Source organism: Isoptericola halotolerans (genome assembly GCF_045689585.1).
Classification (GTDB): domain Bacteria; phylum Actinomycetota; class Actinomycetes; order Actinomycetales; family Cellulomonadaceae; genus Isoptericola; species Isoptericola halotolerans_B.
On record NZ_CP140108.1, the window covers coordinates 157,875 to 182,596 of the forward strand.

Sequence of the window (24,722 nt, forward strand, 5' to 3'; positions counted from 1 at the left end):
CGTCCGGTGCCACGGGTACTAGGGTAGGGCTGCGTGGGAGCCCGGGACATCAGGGAGATCCCCCGGCCGCCCCTGAGCGACGAACGTTCACACCCGCTTCACAGCATCTGTTCAGCACGCCCCGGAGCGGTCAGGGCAGCGGGAAGCCGAGCAGCTCCGCGGCCGGCGCCGGGTCGGGCGACCGTCCCCAGAACCGGGCGAGGTTCTCGTTCGAGGTCAGCGAACGGGTCTCGGCACGGTCGAGGTAGAGCTCCCCGCGCAGGTGGTCCGTCTCGTGCTGCGCGATCCGCGCCGGCCACCCTGTCAGCACCTCGTCCAACGGCGCGCCGGTCTCGTCCTGGCCGGTGAGCCGGATGCGACGGGGGCGCGCGACGACGGCCTGCCAGCCGGCCACGGACAGGCATCCCTCGAAGAACGCGACCCGCGAGGGCGCCGACGCGGAGGCGCTGTCGTCCCCGACCCCGCCGTCGTCCTCCACCGCGACGTAGCGGGGGTTCACCAGCACGCGGTACGGCATCGGCAGGCGCTCTCGCTCGTCACCGGGCAGACCGGCGTCCTCGCAGACGGCGAGGGCGAGCCCGATGCCGATCTGCGGGGCAGCGAGGCCCACACCGGGCGCTGCCCGCATGGTCCGGCGCATCGCCTCCAGCAGCCGCGGGAGCTCGTCGCCGAGCTGCCCGCCGTACGGCGCGGCGGGGGTGCGCAGCACGGGGTCGCCGGCCTGCACGATCGGGAGCACGCCGGGGGCCTCCGGGCGGTCGAACGCCACGTCGAGGAGCTCGCGCACGGCGTCCGCCAGGGCCCGCACGGGCCCGCCGGGCCAGGTGCTCACAGGCCGAGCCGCTCCCGCACGACACCGGCGAGCGACTCTGCGACGCCGTCGGCCTGCGTCTGGGTCGCTGCCTCGACCATGACCCGCACGACGGGCTCCGTGCCGGAGGGGCGCAGCAGCACGCGCCCGGTCTCGCCCAGCAAGGACTCGGCGCTCTCGACCGCGGCGCGCAGGTCCTCGTCCGTGTCCGTGCGCGCCTTGTCGACGCCCTTGACATTGACCAGGGTCTGCGGCAGCCGGGGGATCTCCGTGGCGAGGTCGGCGAGCCGCTTGCCGGTGGCCTTGACCCGTGCGGCGAGGTGCAGGGCGGTGAGCACGCCGTCCCCCGTCGTGGCGTGCTCGGCGAGGATGATGTGGCCGGACTGCTCACCGCCCAGCCCGTAGCCGTGCGCCCGCATCTCCTCGAGCACGTACCGGTCGCCGACGCCCGTCTGGACGGTCGTGATGCCGGCGTCCTTCATGGCCAGCAGCAGCCCCAGGTTGCTCATGACGGTGACGACGAGCGTCTCGCCCACGAGCCGCCCCTCGTCCTTCAACGACTTGGCGAGGATGCCGAGGATCTGGTCGCCGTCCACCAGGACACCCCCGTGGTCGACGGCGAGGCACCGGTCGGCGTCGCCGTCGAACGCCACCCCGAAGTCGGCCTCGGCGGCCACCACGACGGCCTGCAGCTGCTCGGGGTGGGTCGAGCCGGCCTTCTCGTTGATGTTGCGCCCGTCGGGGCTGGCGTTGATGACGACGACGTCGGCACCCGCCGCGCGCAGCGCGTCCGGCCCGACGTGGCTCGCCGCGCCGTTGGCCGCGTCCACCGCGATCCGCAGGCCGTCGAGCGGGCGGAAATCCGGCGTCGTGCCGATGCTGGCGGTCAGGTGCTCGACGTACTGCTCGGCCGCGATGCCCGTGTCGGTTCGCATGCGCCCGACGTCGGCACCGGTCGGTCGCTCCCAGCCGTTGCCGAGCGCCGCCTCGATCTCGTCCTCGACGCTGTCGTCGAGCTTCAGGCCGCCGCGGGCGAAGAACTTGATCCCGTTGTCGGGCATGGCGTTGTGCGAGGCGGACACCATGACGCCGAGGTCGGCGTGCATCGCGCTCACGAGGTAGGCGAGCGCCGGGGTCGGCACCACGCCGAGGTCCACGACGTCGACGCCGGAGGCCGCCAGCCCTGCGGAGACCGCGGCGGAGAGGAACTCGCCCGAGGCGCGCGGGTCCCGCCCGACGACCGCCTTCGGGCGGTGCCCCGGCACCGTGCGCGAACCCAGCACGTGGGCGGCGGCGCTGCCGAGGTCGAGCGCGAGCTCGACCGTCACGTCGCGGTTGGCCAGGCCACGGACGCCGTCCGTGCCGAAGAGTCGTGCCATCGGTTCTTGTCCTCTCGGGGGTGGGGCGCTCGGACGATCGTAGTGCGTCCGGACATGCGGACGGCCCCGCCGGAGGACCGACGGGGCCGTGCGCGGAAGCGACGGATCAGCGCTTCGAGTACTGCGGAGCCTTGCGGGCCTTCTTGAGACCGGCCTTCTTGCTCTCCACGGCGCGGGGGTCACGCGTGAGGAAGCCGGCCTTCTTCAGGGCCGCACGGTTCGCGTCCCGGTCGATCTCGTTGAGGGCGCGGGAGATGCCCAGACGCAGGGCACCGGCCTGGCCCGAGGGGCCGCCACCGGTGATGCGGGCGATGACGTCGAAACGTCCCTCGACCTCGACGAGCTTCAGCGGGTCGTTGACCAGCTGCTGGTGCACCTTGTTCGGGAAGTAGTCCTCGAGGGTGCGACCGTTGATCTTCCACTGACCGGTGCCGGGGACGAGGCGCACGCGCGCCACGGCCTCCTTGCGGCGACCCAGGGCCTGGCCCGGGGCAGTGATGGACTGACCGCCGTTGGCCACGGGGGCCGCGGTCTCGGTGGTGTAGTTGCTGGGCGTGTTCTCGTCCAGCTCGGTGTCGACGGTGGTGTCAGCCACGGTGTTTCCTTCGCTCGGCATCGGGCAGCGGCTCAGGCCTGCTGCGAAAGCTGGGTGATCTCGAAAGGCTGGGGCGTCTGGGCCGCGTGCGGGTGCTCCGCACCGCGGTAGACCTTGAGCTTCTTGATCTGCTCGCGCCCGAGCGTGTTCTTGGGGAGCATGCCGCGCACGGCCTTCTCCACGGCTTCCTCGGGGTTGTTCTCGAGGAGGTCGCCGTACTTGACGGAACGGAGGCCGCCCGGGTAGCCGGAGTGGCGGTAGGCGAGCTTGTCCTCGCGCTTGTTGCCGGAGAGGGCGACCTTGTCCGCGTTGATGACGATGACGAAGTCACCGCCGTCGACGTGCGGCGCGAAGGTCGGCTTGTGCTTCCCGCGCAGGAGCGTGGCGACCTGGCTGGCCAGGCGGCCCAGGACGACGTCGGTCGCGTCGACGACGTGCCAGTCGCGCTGGATGTCGCCGGGCTTCGGGGTGTACGTACGCACGGTTCGTAACCTTTTTCGTGGTCGGTGTCGTCGGGCGAGAAGCGGCGCCCGATGAGTCAGATGTCGTGCGCGGGGCCCTGGTGGCGTCCTGGCCTTGCGAGGTCTGACGGTGGGAACGCAGACGACGCGGGACGACGGGGCATAGCACAACGACTGTTCAGTCTAGCGGCACGCTCTCGCAGCGGTCAAAGCGACCTCGGTCACCTCGCGGGCCCGGCGCAGCCGGTGCACCGTGGAGGCATGACGGAAGACACTCCAGGAACCCGTGCGGACCCCGAGCTCGTCACCGAGGGCGACGGCAACCAGCTGCCCACCGAGGACACCCTCTTCGACCGGGGCACCCAGGACGCGCTCGACGAGGGCTACTCCCCGCCGGAACGCCCGCGGCGCAACCACTGGGGCGAGACGTCCTGGGAGGAGACCCACGGCGAACCGCTCGACCGGCGCCTTGCCGAGGAGGAACCCGAGACCTGGCAGGAAGACCCCCTGGACCGGCCGGACACCTCCCGCGCGGGCCGCCTCGTCGAGGACGACCACGCCGACCCCAACGCCGACGGCACGCGCGACAACGACGTGTACGGGACGGACGCCGGGATCGACGGCGCGGGGGCCACCGCCGAGGAGGCCGCCGTCCACTGGGTCGAGGAGCCGTGAGCCGCAGCAATCCGGCGAGGTAGCGCAACCAGGCCCGAGGTAGCGCAGGAGGGACGGCCTGGTGCGAGGTCTCGCGCGGCAGGCGGAGCGCTACCTCGCCGACCCCGGCGCTACCTCAGGTCGTCGGGCGAGCGCCGCGCCCGGATGCGCGCGGCGCGGCCTGCGAGCTCCTCCTCGGGCGGGTAGTCCACGCGCTCAAGTGTGAGCCCGCGCGCTGGCGCGACCGCCGCGGCCGCCGAACGGCTCCCCCCGGCCAGCACCTGCTCCGGGTCGCCCGGGGGCCGGCGACGCTCCCCGACCGCCATGGACATCCCCACGAGCGCGCGGACCATCGAGTGGCAGAAGGCGTCCGCCTCGACCAGGGCGACGACGAGTCCGGCGTCCGCCCCGGTCGTGGGACGCGACCAGACGAAGCGGGTCAGCTCACGGATCGTCGTCGCACCCTCCCGCGGCTTGCAGTAGGCCGCGAAGTCGTGCAGGCCGACGAGCGGCTGCACGGCGGCGTGCATGGCCGCGACGTCGAGCCCGCGACGGTGCCACAGCACCCACTCGCGCGCCAGCGGGTCGCGCAGGGCGTGGTCGTCGGCGATGCGGTAGCGGTAGGTCCGCCCGGCCGCGGAGAAGCGCGCGTCGAACCCGGCGGGCGCGGGAGACGCTCCGTGCACGACGACGTCGGGCGGCAGCACGCCCGCCAGCCGGTCGACCAGGGCCCGCCCTGGTGCTCGGTCGGACCGACCGGGCATCGTCTCCCACCGCGCGACGGGGAGGTCGACGTGCGCCACCTGGCCACGTGCGTGCACGCCCGCGTCGGTCCGGCCGGCGACCGTCAGGCGAGGGCGCGGCAGGCCGAGCGGCTCGACCCGGAGGATCGTCGCCAGGGCGTCCTCGAGGACACCCTGCACGGTGCGCAGCCCTGGCTGGGCCGCCCAACCGGCGAAGTGCGTCCCCGCGTAGGCGAGGTCGAGCCGCACCCGGACGGTGCCGCCGTCGGGCGCCGTCCCCGGCGAGGAGGTCGGGGGGCCGGCGGCGTCGGGGGGCGTCGAGGTGCTCACCGGACCATTCTGACCGGATGATGGGCCGGTGGCCGATCTCCTGACCCTCGCGGTGGACTGCGGCGGCGGCGGCATCAAGGCGAACGTCCTCGACTCCGCCGGCACCGCCCACGCCGCGCCCGTCCGCGTCCCGACGCCGTACCCGCTCCCGCCCGCGCTGCTCGTCGACACCGTGGCCGGGGTCGCCGCCGACCTCCCGCCCGCCGACCGGCTGACGCTCGGCATGCCCGGCATGGTGCGGCACGGCGTCGTCGTGCACACCCCGCACTACGTCACGCGCTCCGGGCCCCGTTCCCGGGTCGTCCCCGAGCTCGTGACGGCCTGGCGCAGCTTCGACGTCCGGGCTGCGCTGGGCGACCGGCTCGCGATGCCCACCCTGGTCCTCAACGACGCCGAGGTGCACGGCGCCGGGGTGATCGCGTCGTCCGGGGTCGAGCTCGTCCTCACGCTCGGGACCGGTCTGGGCTCGGCGCTGTTCGACGGCGGCCGGCTCGCCCCGCACCTCGAGTGGTCGCGGGCACCGGTGCGCCGCGGCACCACGTACGACGCCTACGTCGGCGAACCCGAGCGACGCCGCCTGGGCGACGGCCTGTGGTCGCGCCGCGTGGTCGCCGTCGTCGAGGGGCTTCGGCCGGTGTTCTGGTGGGACCGGCTCTACCTGGGGGGCGGAAACGCTCGCCGGATCACGCCGTCGGCCCTCGAGCGGCTCGGGGACGACGTGGTGGTGGTGCCGAACTCGGCGGCGCTGGTGGGCGGGGCGCGGGCGTGGGATCTGCTGGTGGACTGAGGTCCTGCCGCCCGACGGCGTCGCGCGCGCGTTCGTGGGCGTCCATCCCGGCGTGCGCCTCCAGGACGGACCGGCTGAAGGCCACCGGCTGGTCGAGGCTCACGAGGTGGCGCGCGTGCGGCACCACGACGAGACGCGCCTCGGCTCCCCCGGCGCGAGCCGCGGCGAGCATCGAGCGCTCCTGACCCCGGAAGTGGTCCCACTGCCCGTTCACGAGCCGCACCGGGCTGTCCGTGGCCCGCAGGGCCGCCCGCGTGTCGATCCGTCCCACCTCGCTGAGCACGTCCGCCATGACCTCGAGAGCGAAACCTCCCGCCGCGAGGTCCTGGCCGGACTCGGTGTCGAGCAGACCGCGGACGAAGGCCTCGTTGAGCCGCGCCCCGGAGTCGGGCCAGCGCTCGATGCAGCGGGCGATCCGCAACCAGCCGCCCCGCAGGGACACGTCCGTGCTGGTGCTGCAGGACGCTGCCACGAGTCCCGCGGACTGCTCGGGGAAGCGGGCGCGGTGCTCGATCGCGATGTAGCCACCGAGCGACAGGCCCACCACCATGGCGCGGCCGCCGGCGTCCGCCACCGCGGCCCGCACCGTCTCCACCGCCTCGTCGAGGGTGAACCGCTCGCCGCGCCGGGCACCGTGGCCCGGCAGGTCCGGAGCGCTCGTCGGGACGCCGGCCGCCCACAGCGCCCGGGCCTGGCGCCGCCACATGGTGCACGAGGTCCGGGAGCCGTGCAGCAGCACCACGGGGAGCATGTCACCACGGTAGGGACGACGAGGGCCCCGCACCACCTCAGGTGGTGCGGGGCCCTCGCGGATCAGGCGGAGAGAGGACTCAGTCCTCCTTCTTCTCCTCGGCCGGGGCCTCGGTCTCGGTCGACTCGACCGGAGCCTCGGCAGGCTTCTCGTCCTTGGCCGGCTTCTCGTCCTTCGCCGACTTCTCGGCGGCCTTCGTGGCCTCGGCGACGACTGCCTGCTTCGGGCTGACCGGCTCGGTCACGAGCTCGATGACCGCCATCGGGGCGTTGTCGCCCTTGCGGTTACCGACCTTCGTGATGCGCGTGTAGCCACCGTTGCGCTCGGCCATGGCCGGGGCGATCTCGGTGAACAGCGTGTGCACGACAGACTTGTCGCGCACGACGGTCAGGACCCGACGGCGGGCGTGCAGGTCTCCCCGCTTGGCGAGCGTGATGAGACGCTCGGCGGTCGGACGCAGACGCTTGGCCTTCGTCTCGGTCGTGGTGATGCGACCGTGCTCGAAGAGCGCCGTCGCCAGGTTCGCGAGGATCAGGCGCTCGTGAGCCGGGCTGCCACCGAGCCGCGGACCCTTGGTGGGGGTAGGCATTTCTGGTTCTCCTTGAGGGTGGTACCGCGCCGCGCGGCCCCGTCATGTCGAGCGGGGCCGCTGCGGGCGCGGTGCGTCAGTACGACTGCTCGTCGCTGTACGAGGTCTCGTCGTCCCCGCCGCCGAAGTACTGCGCGCCGGAGGGGTCGAAGTCGAGCGGCGAGTCCTTGAGCGCGAGACCGAGCTCGGCCAGCTTCTCCTTGACCTCGTTGATCGACTTCGCACCGAAGTTGCGGATGTCGAGCAGGTCCGCCTCGCTGCGCGCGACCAGCTCACCGACCTGGTGGATGCCCTCGCGCTTGAGGCAGTTGTACGACCGGATGGTGAGGTTGAGCTCTTCGATCGGCAGTGCCAGGTCCGCGGCCAGCGCGGTGTCCGTGGGCGACGGGCCGATCTCGATGCCCTCGGCCTCGACGTTGAGCTCCCGGGCGAGACCGAACAGCTCGACGAGAGTCTTGCCGGCCGACGCGAGCGCGTCACGCGGCGCGATGGCCTGCTTGGTCTCGACGTCGACGATCAGCTTGTCGAAGTCCGTGCGCTGCTCGACACGGGTCGCCTCGACCTTGTAGGTGACCTTCAGGACGGGCGAGTAGATCGAGTCCACGGGGATCCGACCGATCTCGGCGTCCAGCGCCTTGTTCTGCGCGGCGGACACATAGCCACGTCCACGCTCGACGGTGAGCTCGATCTCGAGCTTGCCCTCGTCGTTGAGCGTGGCGATGTGCAGGTCGGGGTTGTGCACCTCGACACCCGCGGGCGGCACGATGTCCGCCGCGGTCGCCGCACCGGCGCCCTGCTTGCGCAGGTACATCACGACCGGCTCGTCGTTCTCCGAGGAGACGACGAGGTTCTTGATGTTGAGGATGATCTCGGTGACGTCCTCCTTCGCACCCGGCACGGTGGTGAACTCGTGGAGCACACCGTCGATGCGGATGGAGGTGACCGCCGCGCCCGGGATGGACGACAGCAGCGTGCGACGCAGCGAGTTGCCGAGCGTGTAGCCGAAGCCAGGCTCGAGCGGCTCGACGGAGAAGCGCGAGCGGTACTCCGAGATGACCTCTTCGGTCAGTGTGGGGCGCTGTGCGATGAGCACTGTGTTGGTCCTTTCAGTGTGCGTCCGCTATATGACGCATCACGCATCCGCGCTCTGGCGCGGTCCCGGGCGGGACTCGGTCCACCCGCTCGGGCAGGTTGCCGTCCGAACCCGGTCCGGGCGGGGCGAGCACCTCTCGGTCCTCGCCCCGCCGGAACCGGCGGTCCGGACGGCATCAGACGGTCAGACGCGGCGACGCTTCGGGGGGCGGCAGCCGTTGTGCGCCTGCGGCGTCACGTCCTGGATCGAGCCGACCTCGAGGCCGGTCGCCTGGAGGGAGCGGATCGCGGTCTCACGACCGGAGCCCGGGCCCTTGACGAAGACGTCGACCTTCTTGACGCCGTGCTCCTGGGCACGACGGGCCGCCGACTCCGCAGCGAGCTGCGCGGCGTACGGTGTGGACTTGCGGGAGCCCTTGAAGCCGACGTGGCCGGCGGACGCCCACGAGATGACGGCACCCGACGGGTCGGTGATCGACACGATCGTGTTGTTGAAGGTGCTCTTGATGTGCGCCTGGCCGAGCGGGACGTTCTTCTTGTCCTTGCGGCGGGGCTTGCGCGGACCGGAGCCGGCGCGGGTCTTGGGAGGCATAGGTGAAAGTTCTCCTGGTACGAGGTCGTCGGACCGGGGCGGAGGTCAGCGGTGCTGACCCGCTCCACGGACTGCTGACGTCAGCGGGCCTTCTTCTTGCCCGCGACGGTGCGCTTCTTGCCCTTGCGGGTGCGCGCGTTGGTCTTGGTGCGCTGACCGCGCACCGGCAGTCCGCGACGGTGGCGCAGACCCTGGTAGGTACCGATCTCCACCTTGCGGCGGATGTCGGCAGCGACCTCGCGACGGAGGTCACCCTCGATCTGGTAGTTCCCCTCGAGGTAGTCGCGCAGCGCGACGAGCTCGGTGTCAGCGAGCTCCTTCACGCGAGCGTCCGGGGAGATCCCCGTCGCTGCGACGGTCTGCTCGGCGCGGGTACGACCGACGCCGTAGATGTAGGTGAGCGCGACCACGATCCGCTTCTCGCGGGGGAGGTCGACGCCGACAAGACGTGCCATGTGCCTCTCGGCTCCTGTACTGCTCTCCAGAGGTCTCCCGCACCCGCCTCCCGCGATGACCGCGGGCCCCGGCCCCTGGACCGGAGGTTCCCCCGCCGCCTCGTGAGACGGTCGGGTTCGTGCTGGTGCGCTGTGCGCGGCGCGTCCTCAGGACGGCCACGGAGTCATGCTGCGGCGATCAGCCCTGGCGCTGCTTGTGGCGCTGGTTCTCGCAGATCACCATGACGCGACCGTGCCGGCGAATCACCTTGCACTTGTCGCAGATCTTCTTGACGCTCGGCTTGACCTTCATCAGTGTTCCTCCGCCGCCTCCCTGGCCGAGCCGCGAGGCCGGCCGCACAGGCGGCGATGTAGATCGGGTGGGGGGATGACGACTACTTGTAGCGGTAGACGATCCGGCCACGGGACAGGTCGTACGGGCTGAGCTCCACCACGACCCGGTCCTCGGGGAGGATCCGGATGTAGTGCTGCCGCATCTTGCCCGAGATGTGCGCGAGAACCTTGTGCCCGTTGGCCAGCTCCACGCGGAACATCGCGTTCGGCAGGGCCTCGACCACGCTGCCCTCGATCTCGATGACACCGTCCTTCTTTGCCATGTCCTCCGCTAACTCTCGTCTGTGTCTCTCGACGGACTGCTGCCGCGCACCGTCGACCAGCCGTGGCGGCACCACGACAGGACGTCGGGAACGTGGATCGCGTGCTTCCGCTGGCCAGGCCGGCGCCCGTCACCGCGAGGACCAGGTCTGCACCGGGCACCTCGGGCTCAGGACGGGCACGATCGAACGGACTACACCCGACAGGCCATCCTACTCCATCCCTCGCTGAGAGCAACCGTGAGATCGGTTGACGTCCGTCACAAGGAGACGGGCCGGACGCCGAAGGGCTCCAGCCCTTCCGCACCGAGGTCCGGGGCCGTCAGCACCGCCACTCCCCCGTCGAGGATCGCCACCGTGTGCTCCCAGTGCGCGGCCCGCGAACCGTCGGCGGTGACCACGGTCCAGCCGTCCTGCAGCACGTCGGTCCTCGCACCGCCGAGCGTGACCATCGGCTCCACGGCCAGGCACATGCCCGGACGCAACCGCGCCCCCCGGTCGGTGGCGGCGAAGTTCAGCACGTCGGGCGGCTGGTGCATCTCCGTGCCGATGCCGTGGCCCGTGTACTCCTCGACGAGGCCGTACTCCGCCCCGAGGAGCTCGGCGGACAGGTCGACGGACGCCTCGACGGCCACCCCGACGTCACCGACACGACGGCCCTCGGACAGCGCGGCGATACCTGCCCACATCGCGGTCCGGGTGGCCCGTACGAGCTCCTGCGCGGCCACGTCCGCGACGCCCGACGCGTCGTCGACGTCCACCGCACCCCGCTCCCCCAGGAGGAAGGAGAGCGCCGAGTCGCCGTGCCAGCCCGCCACGATCGCACCGCAGTCGACGGAGACCAGGTCGCCCGCGGCAAGGACCCGCCGACCAGGGATGCCGTGGACGACCTCCTCGTTCACCGACGTGCAGATCGACGCCGGGAACCCGTGGTAGCCCAGGAAGGAGGGCTCCGCGCCGGCCGCCGTGATCACGGCGGCGGCGACGGCGTCCAGGTCACCGGTCGTCATGCCCGGGCGGGCGGCCGTCCGCACCGCGGCGAGCGCCTCCGCCACGACCAGCCCGGCACGTCGCATGAGACGCACCTGGTCGAGGCTCTTGAGCTCGATCCGCGAGCGCGGACGGAACACGCCGGCTCAGCCGAGCTGCTGAGCGAGGGCGGCGACGATGCGGTCGGTGACCTCGGAGATCTCGCCGAGGCCGTCGACCCGGGCGAGGATGCCCCGCTCCGCGTAGGCCGTGGTGAGCGGCGCGGTCTCCGCGTCGTAGATGTCCAGCCGACGCTCGATGGCCGCGGGGGTGTCGTCCTCCCGACCCTCGACCTCCGCACGCTTGGAGATCCGCTCGAGCAGCTCGTCCCGGTCGGCCGTCAGCTCGATGACGCCGTCCAGCTCCCAGCCCAGGTCCGTCAGGATGCCGTCGAGCGCCTCGACCTGGTGCGCGTTGCGCGGGTACCCGTCGAGCAGGAAGCCGCCGTGCACGTCCTCCTCGGCGAGACGGTCACGCACCATCGAGTCCGTCACCTCGTCGGGGACGAGCTCTCCCTGGGACGAGTACTCCTGGGCCAGCTTCCCCAGCTCCGTGCCTCCGGCGATGTTCGCGCGGAAGATGTCGCCGGTCGAGATCGCCGGGATCGCGAAGATCTCCGCGAGGCGGGCCGCCTGGGTGCCCTTGCCGGCCCCCTGCGGGCCCATGATCACCAGACGCGTCACGCGTCCCTCGTCACCGGGGGCGCCGTGGAGCTCGCGTCGGGTGGTCGGGGTGGTCGTCTCGGTCAACGGAGGAACCCTTCGTAGTGTCGCTGCTGGAGCTGGGAGTTGACCTGCTTCACGAACTCGAGGCCGACGCCGACGATGATGAGGATCGACGTACCGCCGAACGGGATGTTCGTCGCAGCTCCCAGGAACACCAGCACCAGCGTCGGGATGAGCGCGATGATGGCGAGATAGAGCGCACCTGCCGACGTGATCCGGGTGATCACGAAGTCGAGGTACTCGGCCGTGGGCCGGCCCGCGCGGATGCCGGGGATGAAGCCCCCGTACTTCTTCATGTTGTCCGCGACCTCGTCCGGGTTGAACGTGATCGAGGTGTAGAAGAACGCGAAGAAGACGATCATCAGGACGTACAGCACGATGTACAGCGCCTGGTCCTGCTGAGCGATGTTGTTGGAGATCCAGATGACCCAGTCCGCGCTCTGGTCGCCGAACTGGGCGAGGAGCGCGGGGATCGCGAGGATCGAGGCCGCGAAGATCACCGGGATGACACCGGACATGTTGATCTTGATCGGGATGTAGGTGCTCGTCCCGCCGTACATCCGCCGTCCGACCATGCGCTTGGCGTACTGCACCGGGATCCGTCGCTGCGACTGCTCGACGTAGACGACCATCCCGATGACGAGGACGATCACCAGGATCATGATGATGAAGTTCAGCGGCCCGTTGGCGCCACCGGCGATCGACCACAGGGCGGTCGGGAAGCTCGCGACGATCGACGTGAAGATCAGCAGCGACATGCCGTTGCCGATGCCCTTCTCCGTGATGAGCTCACCCATCCACATGACCAGGCCGGTACCGGCGGTCATGGTCACGACCATGAGCGCCGCCGTCACGAAGCTGTCGTTCACGACGACGTCGAGCCCGCAGCCCGGGAACAGCAGTCCGGTGCGCGCCGTCGTGATGATCGTCGTCGACTGCAGGATGGCGAGCGCGATCGTCAGGTAGCGGGTGTACTGCGTCAGCTTCGCCTGGCCGGACTGCCCCTCCTTGTGGAGCGCCTCGAACCGCGGGATCACCACACGCAGCAGCTGCGTGATGATGCTCGCCGTGATGTACGGCATGATCCCGAGGGCGAAGATCGACAGCTGCAGGAGCGCGCCACCGCTGAAGGTGTTGACCAGGCCGAGCAGCGAGGTCTCCCCCTCGAGCGTCTGGACGCACTGCTGCACGTTGGCATAGTCGACGCCCGGGGTCGGGATGAACGACCCCACGCGGAAGAGCGCCATGATGGCGATCGTGAACAGCAGCTTGCGCCGCAGGTCCGGTGTCCGGAAAGCCCGGCCGAATGCGCTGAGCACCTATCCTCCTGACCCGCCGCGGCGGGGTGTCGTGTCGCCGGTGTCCGGCGAGGTGTGGCACGTCGCCGTCGCGGACGTAGCCGCGGCGTCGACGCACCGACTCGGTCGTGGTCCGGCCGGTTCCCGACGATCACCGCGCGCGCCGCGTGCAGTGCGGACCGTGACGGATTCTACGTGCCTCGGGAAGTGACCTGGGCCACGTGCGTCGAACGAAACTAGCAGATCGCCCGAAACCGGTCTCCCCGACCGATGGTCCGTGGACGGTCGTCACCCGCCCGGGACAGCACGGAGGGCCGGTGGCGCACGTGGTGCGCCACCGGCCCTTCGTCAGCTCTCAGTCCTCCGAGACGGAGCCACCGGCGGCCAGGATCTTCTCCTTGGCGGACGCCGAGACCGCGTCGACGGCGATCTCCAGCTTCACGGTGACCTCGCCCGTGCCGAGCACCTTCACCGGCTGACCCGAGCGGACCGCGCCCTTGGCGACGAGGCCCTCGACGGTGACGGAGCCACCCTCCGGGTACAGCGCGGCGAGCTTGTCCAGGTTCACGACCTGGTACTCGACGCGGAACGGGTTCTTGAATCCACGCAGCTTCGGCAGGCGCATGTGCAGGGGAACCTGCCCGCCCTCGAAGCCCGCGGGCACCTGGTAGCGAGCCTTCGTACCCTTGGTGCCGCGGCCCGCCGTCTTGCCCTTCGACGCCTCGCCTCGACCCACGCGGGTCTTGGCCTTCTTGGCGCCGGCAGCCGGACGCAGGTGGTGGACCTTCAGCGGCTGGGCCGCCTTCTTGTCGGTGCTGTCGGCCATGATCACTCGACCTCCTCGACGGTGACGAGATGCGCCACCGTGGTGACCATGCCACGGATCTCCGGGCGGTCCTCCTTCACGGCGGTGTCGCCGATCCGCTTGAGGCCGAGGGTCCGCAGCGTGTCACGCTGGTTCTGCTTGCCGCCGATGGCGGACTTGACCTGGGTGACCTTCAGGCGAGCCATCACGCACCCACCTTCTCGTCGGCCTTCTTGTCGCCCTTCGCGGCGAGACCGGCGGCCTGCGCCCGCAGGAGCGGGGCCGGGGCCACGTGCTCGAGCGGGAGACCACGGCGCGCCGCCACGGCGGCCGGCTCCTCGAGGCCCTTGAGGGCCGCGACGGTGGCGTGGACGATGTTGATCGCGTTCGACGAGCCGAGCGACTTGCTCAGCACGTCGTGGATGCCGGCGCACTCCAGCACGGCACGCACCGGACCGCCGGCGATCACACCGGTACCCGGGGAGGCCGGGCGCAGGAACACGACGCCGGCCGCCTCCTCACCCTGGATGGGGTGCGGGATGGTGCCCTGGATCCGCGGGACGCGGAAGAAGTTCTTCTTCGCCTCCTCGACACCCTTGGCGATCGCCGACGGCACCTCCTTGGCCTTGCCGTAGCCGACACCGACGGTTCCGTCGGCGTCGCCCACGACCACCAGGGCGGTGAAGCTGAAGCGACGACCACCCTTGACGACCTTGGAGACGCGGTTGATCGACACCACGCGCTCGACGAAGGCGTTCTTGTCCTCGCGGGGGTTGTTGCGGCGGTCGTCGCGCCGGTTGGAGCGGCGACCGTCGTTCTTGGACTCGTTGGCGCCCTGGGGGGCGCCGGTGGTGCGCTGCCCTGCAGCCATCAGAGGATCCTCATCTTCCGTGCGAACGTGGTCGTCATCACAGCGCCAGACCGCCTTCGCGGGCGCCGTCGGCGACCGCAGCCACCCGACCGTGGTACTTGTTGCCGCCGCGGTCGAAGACCACGGCGTCGATCCCGGCGGCCTTGGCACGCTCGGCGACGAGCTCGCCGACCTTGCGGGCCTTGGCGGTCTTGTCGTCGTTCGAGGCGCGCAGGTCGGCCTCGAGCGTCGAGGCCGAGGCCACGGTCTTGCCGACCGTGTCGTCGACGACCTGGGCCACCATGTGGCGGGACGAACGGGTCACGACGAGGCGCGGACGCGCTGCAGTGCCCTTGATCTTCTTGCGCAGGCGAAGGTGACGGCGCTGACGAGCGACGCTCTTGCCCTTGCCCAGAACCTTGAGAGCCATCACTTACCAGCCTTTCCGACCTTGCGACGGACGACCTCGTCGGCGTACCGCACACCCTTGCCCTTGTAGGGCTCGGGCTTGCGGATCTTGCGGATGTTCGCCGAGACCTCGCCCACCTGCTGCTTGTCGATGCCGGACACCGAGAACTTCGTCGGGCTCTCGACCGCGAAGGTGATGCCCTCGGGGGCGCTGACCTTCACCGGGTGCGAGAAGCCGAGGGCGAACTCGAGGTCGCTGCCCTTGGCGGTCACGCGGTAACCGGTGCCGACGATCTCGAGCTTCTTCTCGTAGCCGTTGGTCACGCCGGTGATCATGTTGGCCAGCAGGGTGCGGGTGAGGCCGTGCAGGGCACGGGACTCACGCTCTTCGTCGGGACGGGCGACCTTGAGGGTGCCGTCCTCCTGCTCGACCGTGATGGGGGCGGGCACCGTGTGCTCGAGGGACCCCTTGGGGCCCTTCACCGTCACGAGTGCTCCGCTGATGGTGACGTCCACGCCGGCCGGGACCGGAACGGGGAGCTTGCCGATTCGAGACATTGGCGTCTCTCCTTTCCGATTACCAGACGTAGGCGAGGACTTCGCCGCCCACACCCTTGTCCTGCGCCTGACGGTCGGTCAGGAGGCCGGAAGAGGTGGACAGGATGGCCACGCCGAGGCCGCCGAGGACCTTGGGCAGATTGGTGGACTTCGCGTAGACACGCAGGCCGGGCTTCGACACACGGCGCACGCCCGTCAGGGCGCGCTCGCGGCTCGGGCCGTACTTGAGGTTGATGGTGAGGTCTTTGCCCACCTTCGCGTCCTCGACGGTCCAGCCGGTGATGTAACCCTCGGCCTGCAGGATGTCCGCGATCCGCGACTTCAGCTTCGAGAACGGCATCGTGACCGTGTCGTGGTGCGCCGAGTTCGCGTTGCGCAGACGCGTCAGCATGTCTGCGATCGGGTCGGTCATAGTCATATCGGGCTCCAGCCCTTCCTCGCCGGGGTATCCGTGCGGCGCTCCTCGGAGCGCCGCACGGACCTACGGCGTAGTTGTTTTACCAGCTGCTCTTGGTGACGCCGGGGAGCTCGCCACGGTGGGCCATCTCCCGCAGGCAGATCCGGCACAGGCCGAACTTGCGGTAGACCGAGTGCGGACGACCGCACCGCTGGCACCGGGTGTAGGCGCGCACGGCGAACTTCGGCTTGGCGTTCGCCTTGTTGATCAGGGCCTTCTTCGCCATGTCAGCTCTCCTTGAAAGGGAAACCGAGACGGCGCAGCAAGGAGCGGCCCTCGTCGTCGGTCGTCGCCGTGGTCACGACCGTGATGTCCATTCCGCGGACCCGGTCGATCTTGTCCTGGTCGATCTCGTGGAACATCGACTGCTCCGTGAGACCGAACGTGTAGTTGCCGTGCCCGTCGAACTGCTTCGGGCTCAGACCGCGGAAGTCACGGATGCGCGGCAGCGCGATCGACAGCAGCCGGTCGAGGAACTCCCACATGCGGTCGCCACGCAGCGTGACGTGCGCACCGATCGGCATGCCCTCACGCAGCTTGAACTGCGCGATGGACTTCTTCGCACGGTTGATCTGCGGCTTCTGACCCGTGATGGCGGTCAGGTCGCGGATCGCACCCTCGATCAGCTTCGAGTCCTTGGCCGCGTCCCCGACACCCATGTTGACGACGATCTTGGTCAGACCGGCGACCTGGTGGAGGTTCGAGTGACCGAACTCCTCCTGGAGCGCGGCGAGGATCTCCTCGCGGTACTTCTGCTTGAGGCGCGGCGCGGCGGGGGCCACCAGCGCCTCGTCGAGAGTCGTCTCGGTCATCAGATGTCCTTCCCGGAACGCTTGGCGTAGCGGACGCGCACCGTGCGGGTGCGACCGTCCTGCTCGACCTCCTCGAGGCGGAACCCGACGCGGGTCGGCTTCTTGCTCTCGGGGTCGACCAGCATCACGTTGGAGACGTGGATCGGCGCCTCGACGGTCTCGATGCCACCCGTGCGGGTGCCACGCGACGTCTGGCCGGCCTTCACGTGCTTGGTCACGCGCTGGACGCCCTCGACGACGACGCGGTCGCTGTCGGTGAGCACCTCCAGCACACGGCCCGTCAGGCCCTTGTCGCGACCAGAGATCACCTGGACCTGGTCGCCCTTCTTGATCTTCGCCATGGTCAGAGCACCTCCGGGGCCAACGAGATGATCTTCATGAACCGCTTGTCGCGCAGCTCGCGCCCGACCGGGCCGAAGATGCGCGTACCGCGCGGCTCGCCGTCGGTCTTGAGGATGACGGCGGCGTTCTCGTCGAACTTGATGTAGGAACCGTCGGGACGACGGCGCTCCTTGACGGTCCGGACGATGACGGCCTTGACCACGTCGCCCTTCTTCACGTTGCCGCCCGGGATCGCGTCCTTGACGGTGGCGACGATGGTGTCGCCGATACCGGCGTAGCGACGTCCGGATCCACCGAGAACGCGGATGCAGAGAATCTCCTTGGCACCCGTGTTGTCGGCGACCCGCAGTCGCGACTCCTGCTGGATCATCGATTGATCTCCTGTCGTCGAGCCGGTTCTCGGCCCGGGCTTTCCCGGGCGAGCCTTGCCGAACGGATAGTTGCTGTGGTGGGGACCCGGCGCATACGTGTGTCACACCGTGCCCCCACCGGGAAGGACTGTCTTACTTGGCCTTCTCGAGGATCTCCACCAGGCGCCACCGCTTGGTCGCGGACAGCGGGCGGGTCTCCATGATGACGACCAGGTCGCCGATGCCGGCGGTGTTCTGCTCGTCGTGCACCTTGACCTTGTTGGTACGGCGCATGACCTTGCCGTAGAGGGGGTGCTTCACACGGTCCTCGACCTCGACGACGATGGTCTTCTCCATCTTGTCGCTGACGACGTAGCCGCGGCGCACCTTGCGGGTTGCCCGCTCCTCGGTGGTCACCGTCTCGGTGTTCTCGCTCATCAGTGCCTCACTCACTCACGCTCGGGGCCGTACGGATGCCGAGCTCGCGCTCGCGCAGGACCGTGTAGATCCGCGCGATGTCGCGCTTGACCGCCTTGAGGCGGCCGTGCGACTCGAGCTGGCCGGTGGCGGCCTGAAAGCGCAGGTTGAAGAGCTCCTGCTTCTGCTCCTTGAGCTTCGCGACGAGAGTCTCGTCGTCGAAGCCGTCGAGGTCGGCCGGGGCCAGGCCCTGGGTACCGATTGCCATCAGTTCGCACCACCTTCGCGCACCACGAAACGGCACTTCATCGGGAGCTTGTGCATCGCGCGGCGCAGCGCCTCGCGAGCAAGCTCCTCGGGGACTCCGGCCAGCTCGAAGACGATGCGGCCGGGCTTGACGTTGGCGACCCACCACTCGGGCGAACCCTTACCGGAACCCATGCGGGTCTCGGCCGGCTTCTTGGTGAGCGGGCGGTCCGGGTAGATGTTGATCCAGACCTTGCCGCCACGCTTGATGTGGCGGGTCATCGCGATACGAGCAGCCTCGATCTGACGGTTGGTGACGTAGGCGGGCTCGAGAGCCTGGATGCCGTAGTCGCCGAACGAGATCGTGGTGCCACCCTTGGCCATGCCGGAGCGCTTCGGGTGGTGCTGCTTGCGGTGCTTGAGCCTGCGCGGGATCAGCATGACTCAGGCCTCCGTTCCGGACTCGGGGGCCGCGGCCTGCTCGGCCGGGGCCGGCGCGTCGGACGCGGCGGGGGCCTCCGCAGCGGGCTGCTGCTTCGGCTGCGACGGACGCTCGTTGCGGTCGTTGCGGCGGGGACCGCCGCGGCGCTCGCCACCGCGGGCTCCGCCACGGCCCTGGCGAGGACCGGCAGCAGCCTGCTGCGCGGCGAACTCCTTCTCGGTCATGTCGCCCTTGTAGATCCAGACCTTCACGCCGATCCGGCCGAAGGTCGTGCGGGCCTCGAAGAAGCCGTAGTCGATGTTCGCGCGCAGGGTGTGCAGCGGCACGCGCCCCTCGCGGTAGAACTCCGACCGGCTCATCTCGGCGCCGCCGAGACGACCGGCGACCTGGACGCGGATGCCCTTCGCGCCGGCACGCTGCGCGGACTGGATGCCCTTGCGCATGGCACGACGGAACGAGACACGGCTCGCCAGCTGCTCGGCGATGCCCTGCGCGACGAGCTGCGCGTCGATCTCCGCGTTCTTGACCTCGAGGATGTTGAGCTGGACCTGCTTGCCGGTGAGCTTCTCGAGCTCACCGCGGATGCGGTCCGCCTCGGCGCCGCGGCGGCCGATGACGATGCCCGGACGCGCCGTGTGGATGTCCACGCGGACGCGGTCGCGGGTGCGCTCGATCTCGACCTTGGCGATGCCGGCCCGCTCGAGCCCCGTGCTCATCAGCTTGCGGATCTCCACGTCCTCACGGACGTAGTCGCGGTACCGCTGACCAGGCTTGGTGCTGTCGGCGAACCAGCGCGACCGGTGGTCGGTGGTGATGCCGAGGCGGTACCCGTGCGGGTGAATCTTCTGCCCCACTATCGGGCCCCTTCCTTCTGCTCACGCGGTGCGACGACCACGGTGATGTGGCTGGTGCGCTTGAGGATCTGGCTCGCACGCCCCTGCGCCCGCGGACGGAACCGCTTGAGCGTCGGCCCCTCGTCCACGTACACCTCGGAGACCACGTACTCGGTCTCGTCGAAGCGCTCGCTCGCGCGGTCGGCCTTGACCCGGGCATTCGCCACAGCGGACTCGACGACCTTGCGGACCGGCTCGCTCGCGGCCTGCGGCGCGAACTTCAGCACCGCGACGGCCTCGACGGCCTGCTTGCCACGGATGAGGTCCACGACGCGCCGGGCCTTCTGGGGCGTGACACGGACGAACCGCGCCTGCGCCTTGGCTTCCATTGCTGTCCTGCTTCCTTTTCTCAGACCGTCAGGGTCGCGCCGCTCAGCGGCGGCGGCCCTTCTTGTCGTCCTTCACGTGGCCGCGGAAGGTCCGCGTGGGAGCGAACTCGCCGAGCTTGTGGCCCACCATGGCCTCGGTCACGAAGACCGGGGTGTGCTTGCGCCCGTCGTGCACGGCGAAGGTGTGGCCGAGGAAGTCGGGCGTGATGACCGACCGGCGGGACCAGGTCTTGATGACGTTCTTGGTCCCCTTCTCGTTCTGCGCGTCCACCTTCTTCTGGAGGTGGTCGTCGACGAAGGGGCCCTTCTTCAGGCTACGAGGCATCTGTCAGGCTCCTATCAGCGCTTCTTGCCGGTGCGGCGACGGCGGACGATCATCCGATCGCTCGACTTGTTCGGGCGGCGGGTCCGGCCCTCGGGCTGGCCCCACGGGCTGACCGGGTGGCGACCACCGGAGGTCTTGCCCTCACCACCACCGTGGGGGTGGTCGACCGGGTTCATGACGACACCGCGGACGGTCGGGCGGATGCCCTTCCACCGGTTGCGGCCGGCCTTGCCCCAGTTGATGTTCGACTGCTCGGCGTTCCCGACCTCGCCGACCGTGCCGCGGCAGCGGAGGTCGACGTTGCGGATCTCGCCGGACGGCATGCGCAGCTGGGCGTACGGGCCGTCCTTCGCGACGAGCTGCACGGAGGCGCCCGCCGAGCGGGCGATCTTCGCGCCGCCACCAGGGCGGAGCTCGACGGCGTGCATGACGGTACCCGTCGGGATGTTGCGCAGCGGCAGGTTGTTGCCGGGCTTGATGTCGGCGCCGGGACCGGCCTCGACGGTGTCGCCCTGCGACAGCTTGTTCGGCGCCACGATGTAGCGCTTCGTGCCGTCCGCGTAGTGCAGCAGCGCGATGCGCGCCGTGCGGTTCGGGTCGTACTCGATGTGCGCGACCTTGGCCGGCACGCCGTCCTTGTCGTGACGACGGAAGTCGATCACTCGGTAGGCGCGCTTGTGGCCACCACCCTTGTGGCGGGTCGTGATCCGGCCGGAGTTGTTGCGGCCGCCGGTCTTCGACAGCGGACGAACCAGCGACTTCTCCGGCGCGGAGCGCGTGATCTCGACGAAGTCGGCAACGCTCGAGCCACGGCGGCCGGGCGTCGTCGGCTTGTGCTTACGGATTCCCATGGAAGTTGTCCTCGATCTGCTCTCGTCCGGCTCAGCCGACCGGACCGCCGAAGATGTCGATCGAACCCTCGCGGAGGGTGACGATCGCACGCTTCGTGTCCTTGCGCTTGCCCAGGCCGTAACGCGTACGACGCGTCTTGCCCTTGCGGTTGATCGTGTTCACCGAGGCGACCTTGACACCGAAGACCTGCTCGACCGCGATCTTGATCTCGGTCTTGTTGGCGTCCGGGTCCACGACGAAGGTGTACTTGCCCTCGTCGAGGAGGTTGTAGGACTTCTCGGAGACGACCGGCGCGATCAGGATATCGCGCGGGTCCTTCGTCACGGCGGTCACTTGGTGGCCTCCTTCTCGGACGCAGCCTCGGCCTCGGACTCGGAAGCGACGGCCTTCACCGACTTGCCCGTGGCCGGGCCCGCCAGGAACGCGTCGAGCGCACCCGAGGTGAAGACGATGTCGTCGGAGACGAGCACGTCGTAGGTGTTGAGCTGGTCCGCCGTGAGCAGGTGGACCTGCTCGACGTTGCGGAGCGACTTGATGGTCAGCTCGTCCGAACGCTCGGTGACGACCAGCACGTGCCGGCGGTCGGTCAGCGTGGCGAGCGTGCTGACGGCCGTCTTGGTCGAGGGCACGCCGTCGATGCCGAAGCCCGACACCACGTGCACACGACCGGCGCGAGCGCGGTCCGACAGCGCACCGCGCAGGGCGGCCGCCTTCATCTTCTTCGGGGTCCGCTGGTCGTAGCTGCGCGGCTGCGGTCCGTGGACCGTGCCACCGCCGGCGAACTGCGGGGCGCGGGTCGAACCCTGACGGGCGCGGCCGGTGCCCTTCTGCTTGTACGGCTTGCGACCACCGCCGCGGACCTCGCCGCGGGTCTTGGTGGACGCCGTGCCCTGGCGCGCCGCGGCACGCTGGGCGACGACCACCTGGTGGATCAGCGGGACGTTCGTGGCGACGTCGAAGACCTCGGCGGGCAGCTCGGCCGTGCCGGACTTCTTGCCGGTGGCGTCGAGCACGTCGACGTTCAGGTTAGCCATCTGTCTCAGGCTCCCTTCGCGGCGGTACGGACGAGGACGATGCCGCCCTTGGGGCCCGGGACCGCGCCCTTGACGAGCAGCAGGCCCTTCTCCGCGTCGACCGCGTGGACGGTCAGGTTCTGGACGGTCTTGCGGGCGTGGCCCATGCGACCGGCCATCCGCATGCCCTTGAACACGCGCGACGGCGTGGAGGCGCCGCCGATCGAACCCGGCTTGCGGTGGTTGCGGTGCGCACCGTGCGAGGCGCCCACGCCGGAGAAGCCGTGACGCTTCATCACACCGGCGGTGCCCTTGCCCTTGGTGGTTCCGACGACGTCGACCACGACGCCGGCCTCGAAGGCCTCGGCGGTGATCTCCTGACCGGTCGTGTACTCACCGGCGTTGTCGGTACGGACCTCGACGACGTGACGGCGCGGCGTGACGCCGGCCTTCTCGAAGTGGCCCTTGAGCGGCTTCGTGACCTTGCGCGGGTCGATCTGCCCGGCGGCGAGCTGGACGGCCGCGTAGCCGTCGGACTCCGCGGCACGGACCTGCGTCACCACGTTCGTGGGCACGGCGACGACGGTGACGGGAACGAGCTTGCCCGCGTCGTCCCAGGTCTGCGTCATGCCGAGCTTGGTGCCGAGCACCGCGGTCATGTTCTTCTGCTGGTTGGTCATGATCTCCAGCCTCAGAGCTTGATCTCGATGTTCACGTCAGCCGGCAGGTCGATGCGCATGAGCGAGTCGACCGCCTTCGGCGTGGGATCGATGATGTCGATCAGGCGCTTGTGCGTGCGCATCTCGAAGTGCTCACGGCTGTCCTTGTACTTGTGAGGCGACCGGATGACGGTGAAGACGTTCTTCTCCGTCGGCAGCGGCACCGGACCCACGACCGTCGCACCAGCGCGCGTCACCGTGTCGACGATCTTGCGCGCCGAGCTGTCGATGACCTCGTGGTCGTAGGACTTGAGCCGGATGCGGATCTTCTGTCCCGCCATGGCGTCGTCTGACTCTCTCTCTCGAACCGCTACTGTCCGACCCCCGCGCTCGGGCGTGTCGCTAGTGCGACATGCTCGAGCGCACACCTGAGCGGCGTCGGGGCCGTTGATTGTGGACCGCTGCGCGGACCACGACGTATGTCCAGCCTGCCGAGACGTGTGTCTCGTGGGGGCGTTCCGCGTATCGACAGCAGGCATCCCCACGAACCCCCTCGAAGGAGGGGGACCGCTCCAGGCGCCGCCGACGGCCAGAAGGCCGGGACGTGCACCGTGGTGCTACACACTGTTCGACACGAGAAAGAACGCGCCCGTGACAGGCAACTTGACCATCTTGCCATACGAAGAGGCAGGAGGCCAAGTCGTTCCGGGTGTGACCCCGGACGCACCCGAGGCCCGGCCCCGCAGGGGGTCCGGGCCTCGGGCAGAGAACCGGTGGAGCTCAGCTCCCCAGGATCATCGAGCGATCAGCAGATCACTTGATGATCTTGGTGACACGGCCGGAGCCGACCGTGCGGCCACCCTCACGGATGGCGAAGCCGAGGCCCTCCTCCATGGCGATCGGCTGGATCAGCTCGACCGACATGTCGGTGTTGTCGCCCGGCATGACCATCTCGGTGCCCTCGGGCAGCGTGATGACGCCGGTGACGTCCGTGGTCCGGAAGTAGAACTGCGGACGGTAGTTCGAGTAGAACGGGTTGTGACGGCCGCCCTCGTCCTTGCCCAGGATGTAGACCTGCGCCTCGAAGTTCGTGTGCGGGGTGATCGAACCCGGCTTCACGACGACCTGACCGCGCTCGACGTCCTCGCGCTTGAGACCACGCAGCAGGAGACCGGTGTTGTCGCCGGCCTGCGCCTGGTCCATCTGCTTGTGGAACGTCTCGATACCGGTGACCGTCGTCTTCTGCGGCGAACGGATACCGACGATCTCGACCTCGGAGTTGATGTCGAGCGTGCCACGCGCCACCTTGCCGGTGACGACCGTGCCACGACCGGTGATCGTGAAGACGTCCTCGATCGGCATGAGGAACGGCTTGTCGAGCTCGCGGACGGGCTCCGGGACGTTCTCGTCCACGGCCTCCATGAGCTCCAGGACCTTCTTGGTCCACTCGGGGTCACCCTCGAGGGCCTTGAGGCCGGAGACGCGCACGACCGGAGCGTTGTCGCCGTCGAACTCCTGCGACGACAGCAGCTCGCGGACCTCCATCTCGACGAGCTCGAGGAGCTCCTCGTCCTCGACCATGTCGGACTTGTTCAGCGCCACGAGCAGGTAGGGAACGCCGACCTGGCGGGCCAGGAGGACGTGCTCGCGCGTCTGGGCCATCGGGCCGTCCGTCGCGGCGACCACGAGGATGGCGCCGTCCATCTGCGCCGCACCGGTGATCATGTTCTTGATGTAGTCGGCGTGACCCGGCGCGTCCACGTGAGCGTAGTGACGGTTCGGCGTCTCGTACTCGATGTGCGCGATGTTGATCGTGATACCGCGCTGCTTCTCCTCCGGCGCGGCATCGATCTCGTCGAAGTTCTTCAGCGTGTTCGACGGAAGGTCGGGGTACGTCTCGGCGAGCGTCTTCGAGATCGCGGCCGTCAGCGTCGTCTTACCGTGGTCGACGTGACCGATGGTGCCGATGTTGACGTGCGGCTTGGTCCGCTCGAACTTGGCCTTAGCCACTGGGGTCCTCCTGGGACTTGGGTAGATGTTCCGAACGTTGCGAGTGTCGGCCGATCAAGCCTAACCCTCG

39 protein-coding genes are annotated in these 24,722 nt (G+C 69.7%); 2 read left to right on the forward strand and 37 right to left on the reverse strand.

Annotation, left to right across the window (positions count from 1 at the left end; translation table 11 throughout):
• Positions 1–130: 130 nt before the first annotated feature.
• From UQW22_RS00735 to rplM, 4 genes are all read right to left on the reverse strand, one after another.
• Positions 131–832, reverse strand: a complete 702-nt coding sequence (locus tag UQW22_RS00735; protein WP_407318950.1) for a peptide deformylase — start codon at positions 830–832, stop codon at positions 131–133.
• Positions 829–2,190 carry a phosphoglucosamine mutase gene (gene glmM / locus UQW22_RS00740; RefSeq protein ID WP_407318951.1) on the reverse strand — a complete coding sequence of 454 codons (1,362 nt, stop codon included), beginning with the start codon at positions 2,188–2,190 and terminating at the stop codon, positions 829–831. The genes UQW22_RS00735 and glmM overlap by 4 nt, the downstream gene beginning before the upstream one ends.
• 106 nt (positions 2,191–2,296) lie before the next feature.
• Positions 2,297–2,785, reverse strand: coding sequence for a 30S ribosomal protein S9 (rpsI, locus tag UQW22_RS00745; RefSeq protein ID WP_277208607.1), 489 nt, complete (start codon positions 2,783–2,785; stop codon positions 2,297–2,299).
• A gap of 32 nt (positions 2,786–2,817) precedes the next feature.
• Complete coding sequence (gene rplM, locus UQW22_RS00750; protein ID WP_407318952.1) at positions 2,818–3,267, reverse strand: 50S ribosomal protein L13; 450 nt, start codon at positions 3,265–3,267, stop codon at positions 2,818–2,820.
• Positions 3,268–3,507: 240 nt separating this feature from the next.
• Between rplM and UQW22_RS00755 the strand changes: the two genes are divergently transcribed.
• Positions 3,508–3,921, forward strand: a complete 414-nt coding sequence (locus UQW22_RS00755; RefSeq protein ID WP_407318953.1) for a DUF5709 domain-containing protein — start codon at positions 3,508–3,510, stop codon at positions 3,919–3,921.
• Between the two features lie 110 nt (positions 3,922–4,031).
• On the opposite strand, the gene truA is transcribed toward UQW22_RS00755, so the two are convergent.
• Positions 4,032–4,973: a tRNA pseudouridine(38-40) synthase TruA gene (gene truA, locus UQW22_RS00760; RefSeq protein WP_407318954.1), complete on the reverse strand. Its 942-nt coding sequence runs from the start codon at positions 4,971–4,973 to the stop codon at positions 4,032–4,034.
• 28 nt (positions 4,974–5,001) lie between these two features.
• On the opposite strand from truA, the gene UQW22_RS00765 reads away from it, so the two are divergent.
• Entirely contained in the window at positions 5,002–5,760 is a 759-nt protein-coding gene (locus UQW22_RS00765; RefSeq protein WP_407318955.1) for an ROK family protein, read from the forward strand.
• Here UQW22_RS00765 and UQW22_RS00770 read toward each other — a convergent pair.
• The 32 genes from UQW22_RS00770 to tuf form a co-directional block, all read right to left on the reverse strand.
• Positions 5,657–6,511, reverse strand: a complete 855-nt coding sequence (locus UQW22_RS00770) for an alpha/beta fold hydrolase (RefSeq protein WP_407318956.1) — start codon at positions 6,509–6,511, stop codon at positions 5,657–5,659. The genes UQW22_RS00765 and UQW22_RS00770 overlap by 104 nt on opposite strands.
• Before the next feature lie 79 nt (positions 6,512–6,590).
• Entirely contained in the window at positions 6,591–7,100 is a 510-nt protein-coding gene (rplQ, locus tag UQW22_RS00775) for a 50S ribosomal protein L17 (RefSeq protein ID WP_407318957.1), read from the reverse strand.
• Positions 7,101–7,176: 76 nt separating this feature from the next.
• The gene (locus tag UQW22_RS00780) at positions 7,177–8,193 is read right to left on the reverse strand and encodes a DNA-directed RNA polymerase subunit alpha (protein WP_407318958.1); all 1,017 of its coding nucleotides are present in this window, start codon (positions 8,191–8,193) and stop codon (positions 7,177–7,179) included.
• A 183-nt stretch (positions 8,194–8,376) separates the two neighbouring features.
• On the reverse strand, positions 8,377–8,784 hold the full coding sequence (gene rpsK, locus UQW22_RS00785) for a 30S ribosomal protein S11 (protein WP_407318959.1): 408 nt from the start codon (positions 8,782–8,784) through the stop codon (positions 8,377–8,379).
• Between the two features lie 80 nt (positions 8,785–8,864).
• Positions 8,865–9,239, reverse strand: a complete 375-nt coding sequence (gene rpsM, locus UQW22_RS00790) for a 30S ribosomal protein S13 (protein ID WP_407318960.1) — start codon at positions 9,237–9,239, stop codon at positions 8,865–8,867.
• 178 nt (positions 9,240–9,417) lie between these two features.
• Positions 9,418–9,531, reverse strand: coding sequence for a 50S ribosomal protein L36 (gene rpmJ, locus UQW22_RS00795; RefSeq protein ID WP_088289657.1), 114 nt, complete (start codon positions 9,529–9,531; stop codon positions 9,418–9,420).
• 82 nt (positions 9,532–9,613) lie between these two features.
• Positions 9,614–9,835: a translation initiation factor IF-1 gene (gene infA, locus UQW22_RS00800; RefSeq protein ID WP_012867920.1), complete on the reverse strand. Its 222-nt coding sequence runs from the start codon at positions 9,833–9,835 to the stop codon at positions 9,614–9,616.
• A 257-nt stretch (positions 9,836–10,092) separates the two neighbouring features.
• Positions 10,093–10,962, reverse strand: coding sequence for a type I methionyl aminopeptidase (gene map, locus UQW22_RS00805; protein ID WP_407318961.1), 870 nt, complete (start codon positions 10,960–10,962; stop codon positions 10,093–10,095).
• Between the two features lie 6 nt (positions 10,963–10,968).
• Positions 10,969–11,526 carry an adenylate kinase gene (locus tag UQW22_RS00810; protein WP_407320687.1) on the reverse strand — a complete coding sequence of 186 codons (558 nt, stop codon included), beginning with the start codon at positions 11,524–11,526 and terminating at the stop codon, positions 10,969–10,971.
• Positions 11,527–11,606: 80 nt separating this feature from the next.
• Positions 11,607–12,905 carry a preprotein translocase subunit SecY gene (gene secY / locus UQW22_RS00815; protein ID WP_407318962.1) on the reverse strand — a complete coding sequence of 433 codons (1,299 nt, stop codon included), beginning with the start codon at positions 12,903–12,905 and terminating at the stop codon, positions 11,607–11,609.
• Positions 12,906–13,239: 334 nt separating this feature from the next.
• On the reverse strand, positions 13,240–13,710 hold the full coding sequence (rplO, locus tag UQW22_RS00820; protein WP_106267433.1) for a 50S ribosomal protein L15: 471 nt from the start codon (positions 13,708–13,710) through the stop codon (positions 13,240–13,242).
• 2 nt (positions 13,711–13,712) lie between these two features.
• Positions 13,713–13,895: a 50S ribosomal protein L30 gene (rpmD, locus tag UQW22_RS00825; protein ID WP_106267288.1), complete on the reverse strand. Its 183-nt coding sequence runs from the start codon at positions 13,893–13,895 to the stop codon at positions 13,713–13,715.
• Positions 13,895–14,560, reverse strand: coding sequence for a 30S ribosomal protein S5 (gene rpsE / locus UQW22_RS00830; RefSeq protein WP_407318963.1), 666 nt, complete (start codon positions 14,558–14,560; stop codon positions 13,895–13,897). The genes rpmD and rpsE overlap by 1 nt, the downstream gene beginning before the upstream one ends.
• Before the next feature lie 37 nt (positions 14,561–14,597).
• Positions 14,598–14,969: a 50S ribosomal protein L18 gene (gene rplR, locus UQW22_RS00835; protein ID WP_407318964.1), complete on the reverse strand. Its 372-nt coding sequence runs from the start codon at positions 14,967–14,969 to the stop codon at positions 14,598–14,600.
• On the reverse strand, positions 14,969–15,505 hold the full coding sequence (gene rplF, locus UQW22_RS00840; protein ID WP_407318965.1) for a 50S ribosomal protein L6: 537 nt from the start codon (positions 15,503–15,505) through the stop codon (positions 14,969–14,971). The genes rplR and rplF overlap by 1 nt, the downstream gene beginning before the upstream one ends.
• 19 nt (positions 15,506–15,524) lie before the next feature.
• On the reverse strand, positions 15,525–15,923 hold the full coding sequence (gene rpsH, locus UQW22_RS00845) for a 30S ribosomal protein S8 (RefSeq protein ID WP_171782456.1): 399 nt from the start codon (positions 15,921–15,923) through the stop codon (positions 15,525–15,527).
• A 79-nt stretch (positions 15,924–16,002) separates the two neighbouring features.
• Positions 16,003–16,188, reverse strand: coding sequence for a type Z 30S ribosomal protein S14 (locus UQW22_RS00850; RefSeq protein WP_013837851.1), 186 nt, complete (start codon positions 16,186–16,188; stop codon positions 16,003–16,005).
• A gap of 1 nt (position 16,189) precedes the next feature.
• Positions 16,190–16,774, reverse strand: a complete 585-nt coding sequence (gene rplE / locus UQW22_RS00855; protein WP_407318966.1) for a 50S ribosomal protein L5 — start codon at positions 16,772–16,774, stop codon at positions 16,190–16,192.
• Positions 16,774–17,115: a 50S ribosomal protein L24 gene (rplX, locus tag UQW22_RS00860; protein WP_407318967.1), complete on the reverse strand. Its 342-nt coding sequence runs from the start codon at positions 17,113–17,115 to the stop codon at positions 16,774–16,776. The genes rplE and rplX overlap by 1 nt, the downstream gene beginning before the upstream one ends.
• A gap of 2 nt (positions 17,116–17,117) precedes the next feature.
• Positions 17,118–17,486, reverse strand: coding sequence for a 50S ribosomal protein L14 (gene rplN, locus UQW22_RS00865; RefSeq protein ID WP_106267302.1), 369 nt, complete (start codon positions 17,484–17,486; stop codon positions 17,118–17,120).
• Between the two features lie 133 nt (positions 17,487–17,619).
• Positions 17,620–17,904, reverse strand: a complete 285-nt coding sequence (rpsQ, locus tag UQW22_RS00870) for a 30S ribosomal protein S17 (protein ID WP_407318968.1) — start codon at positions 17,902–17,904, stop codon at positions 17,620–17,622.
• Positions 17,905–17,911: 7 nt separating this feature from the next.
• Positions 17,912–18,151: a 50S ribosomal protein L29 gene (gene rpmC, locus UQW22_RS00875; RefSeq protein WP_106267305.1), complete on the reverse strand. Its 240-nt coding sequence runs from the start codon at positions 18,149–18,151 to the stop codon at positions 17,912–17,914.
• A complete protein-coding gene (gene rplP, locus UQW22_RS00880) occupies positions 18,151–18,570 on the reverse strand; it encodes a 50S ribosomal protein L16 (RefSeq protein ID WP_106267307.1) in 420 nt (139 codons plus the stop codon). The genes rpmC and rplP overlap by 1 nt, the downstream gene beginning before the upstream one ends.
• A 3-nt stretch (positions 18,571–18,573) precedes the next feature.
• Positions 18,574–19,425: a 30S ribosomal protein S3 gene (gene rpsC, locus UQW22_RS00885; RefSeq protein WP_407318969.1), complete on the reverse strand. Its 852-nt coding sequence runs from the start codon at positions 19,423–19,425 to the stop codon at positions 18,574–18,576.
• Positions 19,425–19,793: a 50S ribosomal protein L22 gene (gene rplV, locus UQW22_RS00890; RefSeq protein ID WP_106267310.1), complete on the reverse strand. Its 369-nt coding sequence runs from the start codon at positions 19,791–19,793 to the stop codon at positions 19,425–19,427. Before rplV ends, rpsC begins: the two co-directional genes overlap by 1 nt.
• A gap of 43 nt (positions 19,794–19,836) precedes the next feature.
• Positions 19,837–20,118, reverse strand: coding sequence for a 30S ribosomal protein S19 (gene rpsS / locus UQW22_RS00895; protein WP_075829208.1), 282 nt, complete (start codon positions 20,116–20,118; stop codon positions 19,837–19,839).
• Positions 20,119–20,132: 14 nt separating this feature from the next.
• Entirely contained in the window at positions 20,133–20,969 is an 837-nt protein-coding gene (gene rplB, locus UQW22_RS00900; protein ID WP_407318970.1) for a 50S ribosomal protein L2, read from the reverse strand.
• Positions 20,970–21,000: 31 nt separating this feature from the next.
• Positions 21,001–21,303 (reverse strand): 50S ribosomal protein L23, encoded by a 303-nt coding sequence (gene rplW / locus UQW22_RS00905; RefSeq protein WP_106267314.1) that lies wholly within the window; start codon positions 21,301–21,303, stop codon positions 21,001–21,003.
• Positions 21,300–22,004, reverse strand: coding sequence for a 50S ribosomal protein L4 (rplD, locus tag UQW22_RS00910; protein WP_407318971.1), 705 nt, complete (start codon positions 22,002–22,004; stop codon positions 21,300–21,302). The genes rplW and rplD overlap by 4 nt, the downstream gene beginning before the upstream one ends.
• A 5-nt stretch (positions 22,005–22,009) precedes the next feature.
• Positions 22,010–22,663: a 50S ribosomal protein L3 gene (rplC, locus tag UQW22_RS00915; RefSeq protein ID WP_407318972.1), complete on the reverse strand. Its 654-nt coding sequence runs from the start codon at positions 22,661–22,663 to the stop codon at positions 22,010–22,012.
• 11 nt (positions 22,664–22,674) lie between these two features.
• Positions 22,675–22,983: a 30S ribosomal protein S10 gene (gene rpsJ / locus UQW22_RS00920; protein ID WP_013837837.1), complete on the reverse strand. Its 309-nt coding sequence runs from the start codon at positions 22,981–22,983 to the stop codon at positions 22,675–22,677.
• 472 nt (positions 22,984–23,455) lie between these two features.
• The gene (gene tuf, locus UQW22_RS00925; protein ID WP_407318973.1) at positions 23,456–24,652 is read right to left on the reverse strand and encodes an elongation factor Tu; all 1,197 of its coding nucleotides are present in this window, start codon (positions 24,650–24,652) and stop codon (positions 23,456–23,458) included.
• Between the last annotated feature and the right edge of the window lie 70 nt (positions 24,653–24,722).

Bases quoted from the DNA above. Each gene is read 5' to 3' on its own strand.
- rplB (WP_407318970.1), bottom strand. From the start codon at position 20,969: ATGGGAATCCGTAAGCACAAGCCGACGACGCCCGGCCGCCGTGGCTCG.
- rplV (WP_106267310.1), bottom strand. From the start codon at position 19,793: ATGGAAGCCAAGGCGCAGGCGCGGTTCGTCCGTGTCACGCCCCAGAAG.
- rpmJ (WP_088289657.1), bottom strand. From the start codon at position 9,531: ATGAAGGTCAAGCCGAGCGTCAAGAAGATCTGCGACAAGTGCAAGGTG.
- rpsK (WP_407318959.1), bottom strand. From the start codon at position 8,784: ATGCCTCCCAAGACCCGCGCCGGCTCCGGTCCGCGCAAGCCCCGCCGC.
- rplN (WP_106267302.1), bottom strand. From the start codon at position 17,486: ATGATCCAGCAGGAGTCGCGACTGCGGGTCGCCGACAACACGGGTGCC.
- rplX (WP_407318967.1), bottom strand. From the start codon at position 17,115: ATGGCGAAGATCAAGAAGGGCGACCAGGTCCAGGTGATCTCTGGTCGC.
- UQW22_RS00755 (WP_407318953.1), top strand. From the start codon at position 3,508: ATGACGGAAGACACTCCAGGAACCCGTGCGGACCCCGAGCTCGTCACC.
- rpsE (WP_407318963.1), bottom strand. From the start codon at position 14,560: ATGGCTGCAGGGCAGCGCACCACCGGCGCCCCCCAGGGCGCCAACGAG.
- rplO (WP_106267433.1), bottom strand. From the start codon at position 13,710: ATGGCCGACAGCACCGACAAGAAGGCGGCCCAGCCGCTGAAGGTCCAC.
- rplR (WP_407318964.1), bottom strand. From the start codon at position 14,969: ATGGCTCTCAAGGTTCTGGGCAAGGGCAAGAGCGTCGCTCGTCAGCGC.
- UQW22_RS00850 (WP_013837851.1), bottom strand. From the start codon at position 16,188: ATGGCGAAGAAGGCCCTGATCAACAAGGCGAACGCCAAGCCGAAGTTC.
- rplQ (WP_407318957.1), bottom strand. From the start codon at position 7,100: ATGCCTACCCCCACCAAGGGTCCGCGGCTCGGTGGCAGCCCGGCTCAC.
- UQW22_RS00770 (WP_407318956.1), bottom strand. From the start codon at position 6,511: ATGCTCCCCGTGGTGCTGCTGCACGGCTCCCGGACCTCGTGCACCATG.
- rpsM (WP_407318960.1), bottom strand. From the start codon at position 9,239: ATGGCACGTCTTGTCGGCGTCGACCTCCCCCGCGAGAAGCGGATCGTG.
- glmM (WP_407318951.1), bottom strand. From the start codon at position 2,190: ATGGCACGACTCTTCGGCACGGACGGCGTCCGTGGCCTGGCCAACCGC.
- rpsQ (WP_407318968.1), bottom strand. From the start codon at position 17,904: ATGAGCGAGAACACCGAGACGGTGACCACCGAGGAGCGGGCAACCCGC.
- rpmD (WP_106267288.1), bottom strand. From the start codon at position 13,895: ATGGCTCGCCTGAAGGTCACCCAGGTCAAGTCCGCCATCGGCGGCAAG.
- rplE (WP_407318966.1), bottom strand. From the start codon at position 16,774: ATGACCGAGACGACTCTCGACGAGGCGCTGGTGGCCCCCGCCGCGCCG.
- rpsJ (WP_013837837.1), bottom strand. From the start codon at position 22,983: ATGGCGGGACAGAAGATCCGCATCCGGCTCAAGTCCTACGACCACGAG.
- rplF (WP_407318965.1), bottom strand. From the start codon at position 15,505: ATGTCTCGAATCGGCAAGCTCCCCGTTCCGGTCCCGGCCGGCGTGGAC.
- rplD (WP_407318971.1), bottom strand. From the start codon at position 22,004: ATGGCTAACCTGAACGTCGACGTGCTCGACGCCACCGGCAAGAAGTCC.
- UQW22_RS00810 (WP_407320687.1), bottom strand. From the start codon at position 11,526: ATGGGCCCGCAGGGGGCCGGCAAGGGCACCCAGGCGGCCCGCCTCGCG.
- rpsS (WP_075829208.1), bottom strand. From the start codon at position 20,118: ATGCCTCGTAGCCTGAAGAAGGGCCCCTTCGTCGACGACCACCTCCAG.
- rpmC (WP_106267305.1), bottom strand. From the start codon at position 18,151: ATGGCAATCGGTACCCAGGGCCTGGCCCCGGCCGACCTCGACGGCTTC.
- infA (WP_012867920.1), bottom strand. From the start codon at position 9,835: ATGGCAAAGAAGGACGGTGTCATCGAGATCGAGGGCAGCGTGGTCGAG.
- rpsH (WP_171782456.1), bottom strand. From the start codon at position 15,923: ATGACTATGACCGACCCGATCGCAGACATGCTGACGCGTCTGCGCAAC.
- rplP (WP_106267307.1), bottom strand. From the start codon at position 18,570: ATGCTGATCCCGCGCAGGCTCAAGCACCGCAAGCAGCACCACCCGAAG.
- rplC (WP_407318972.1), bottom strand. From the start codon at position 22,663: ATGACCAACCAGCAGAAGAACATGACCGCGGTGCTCGGCACCAAGCTC.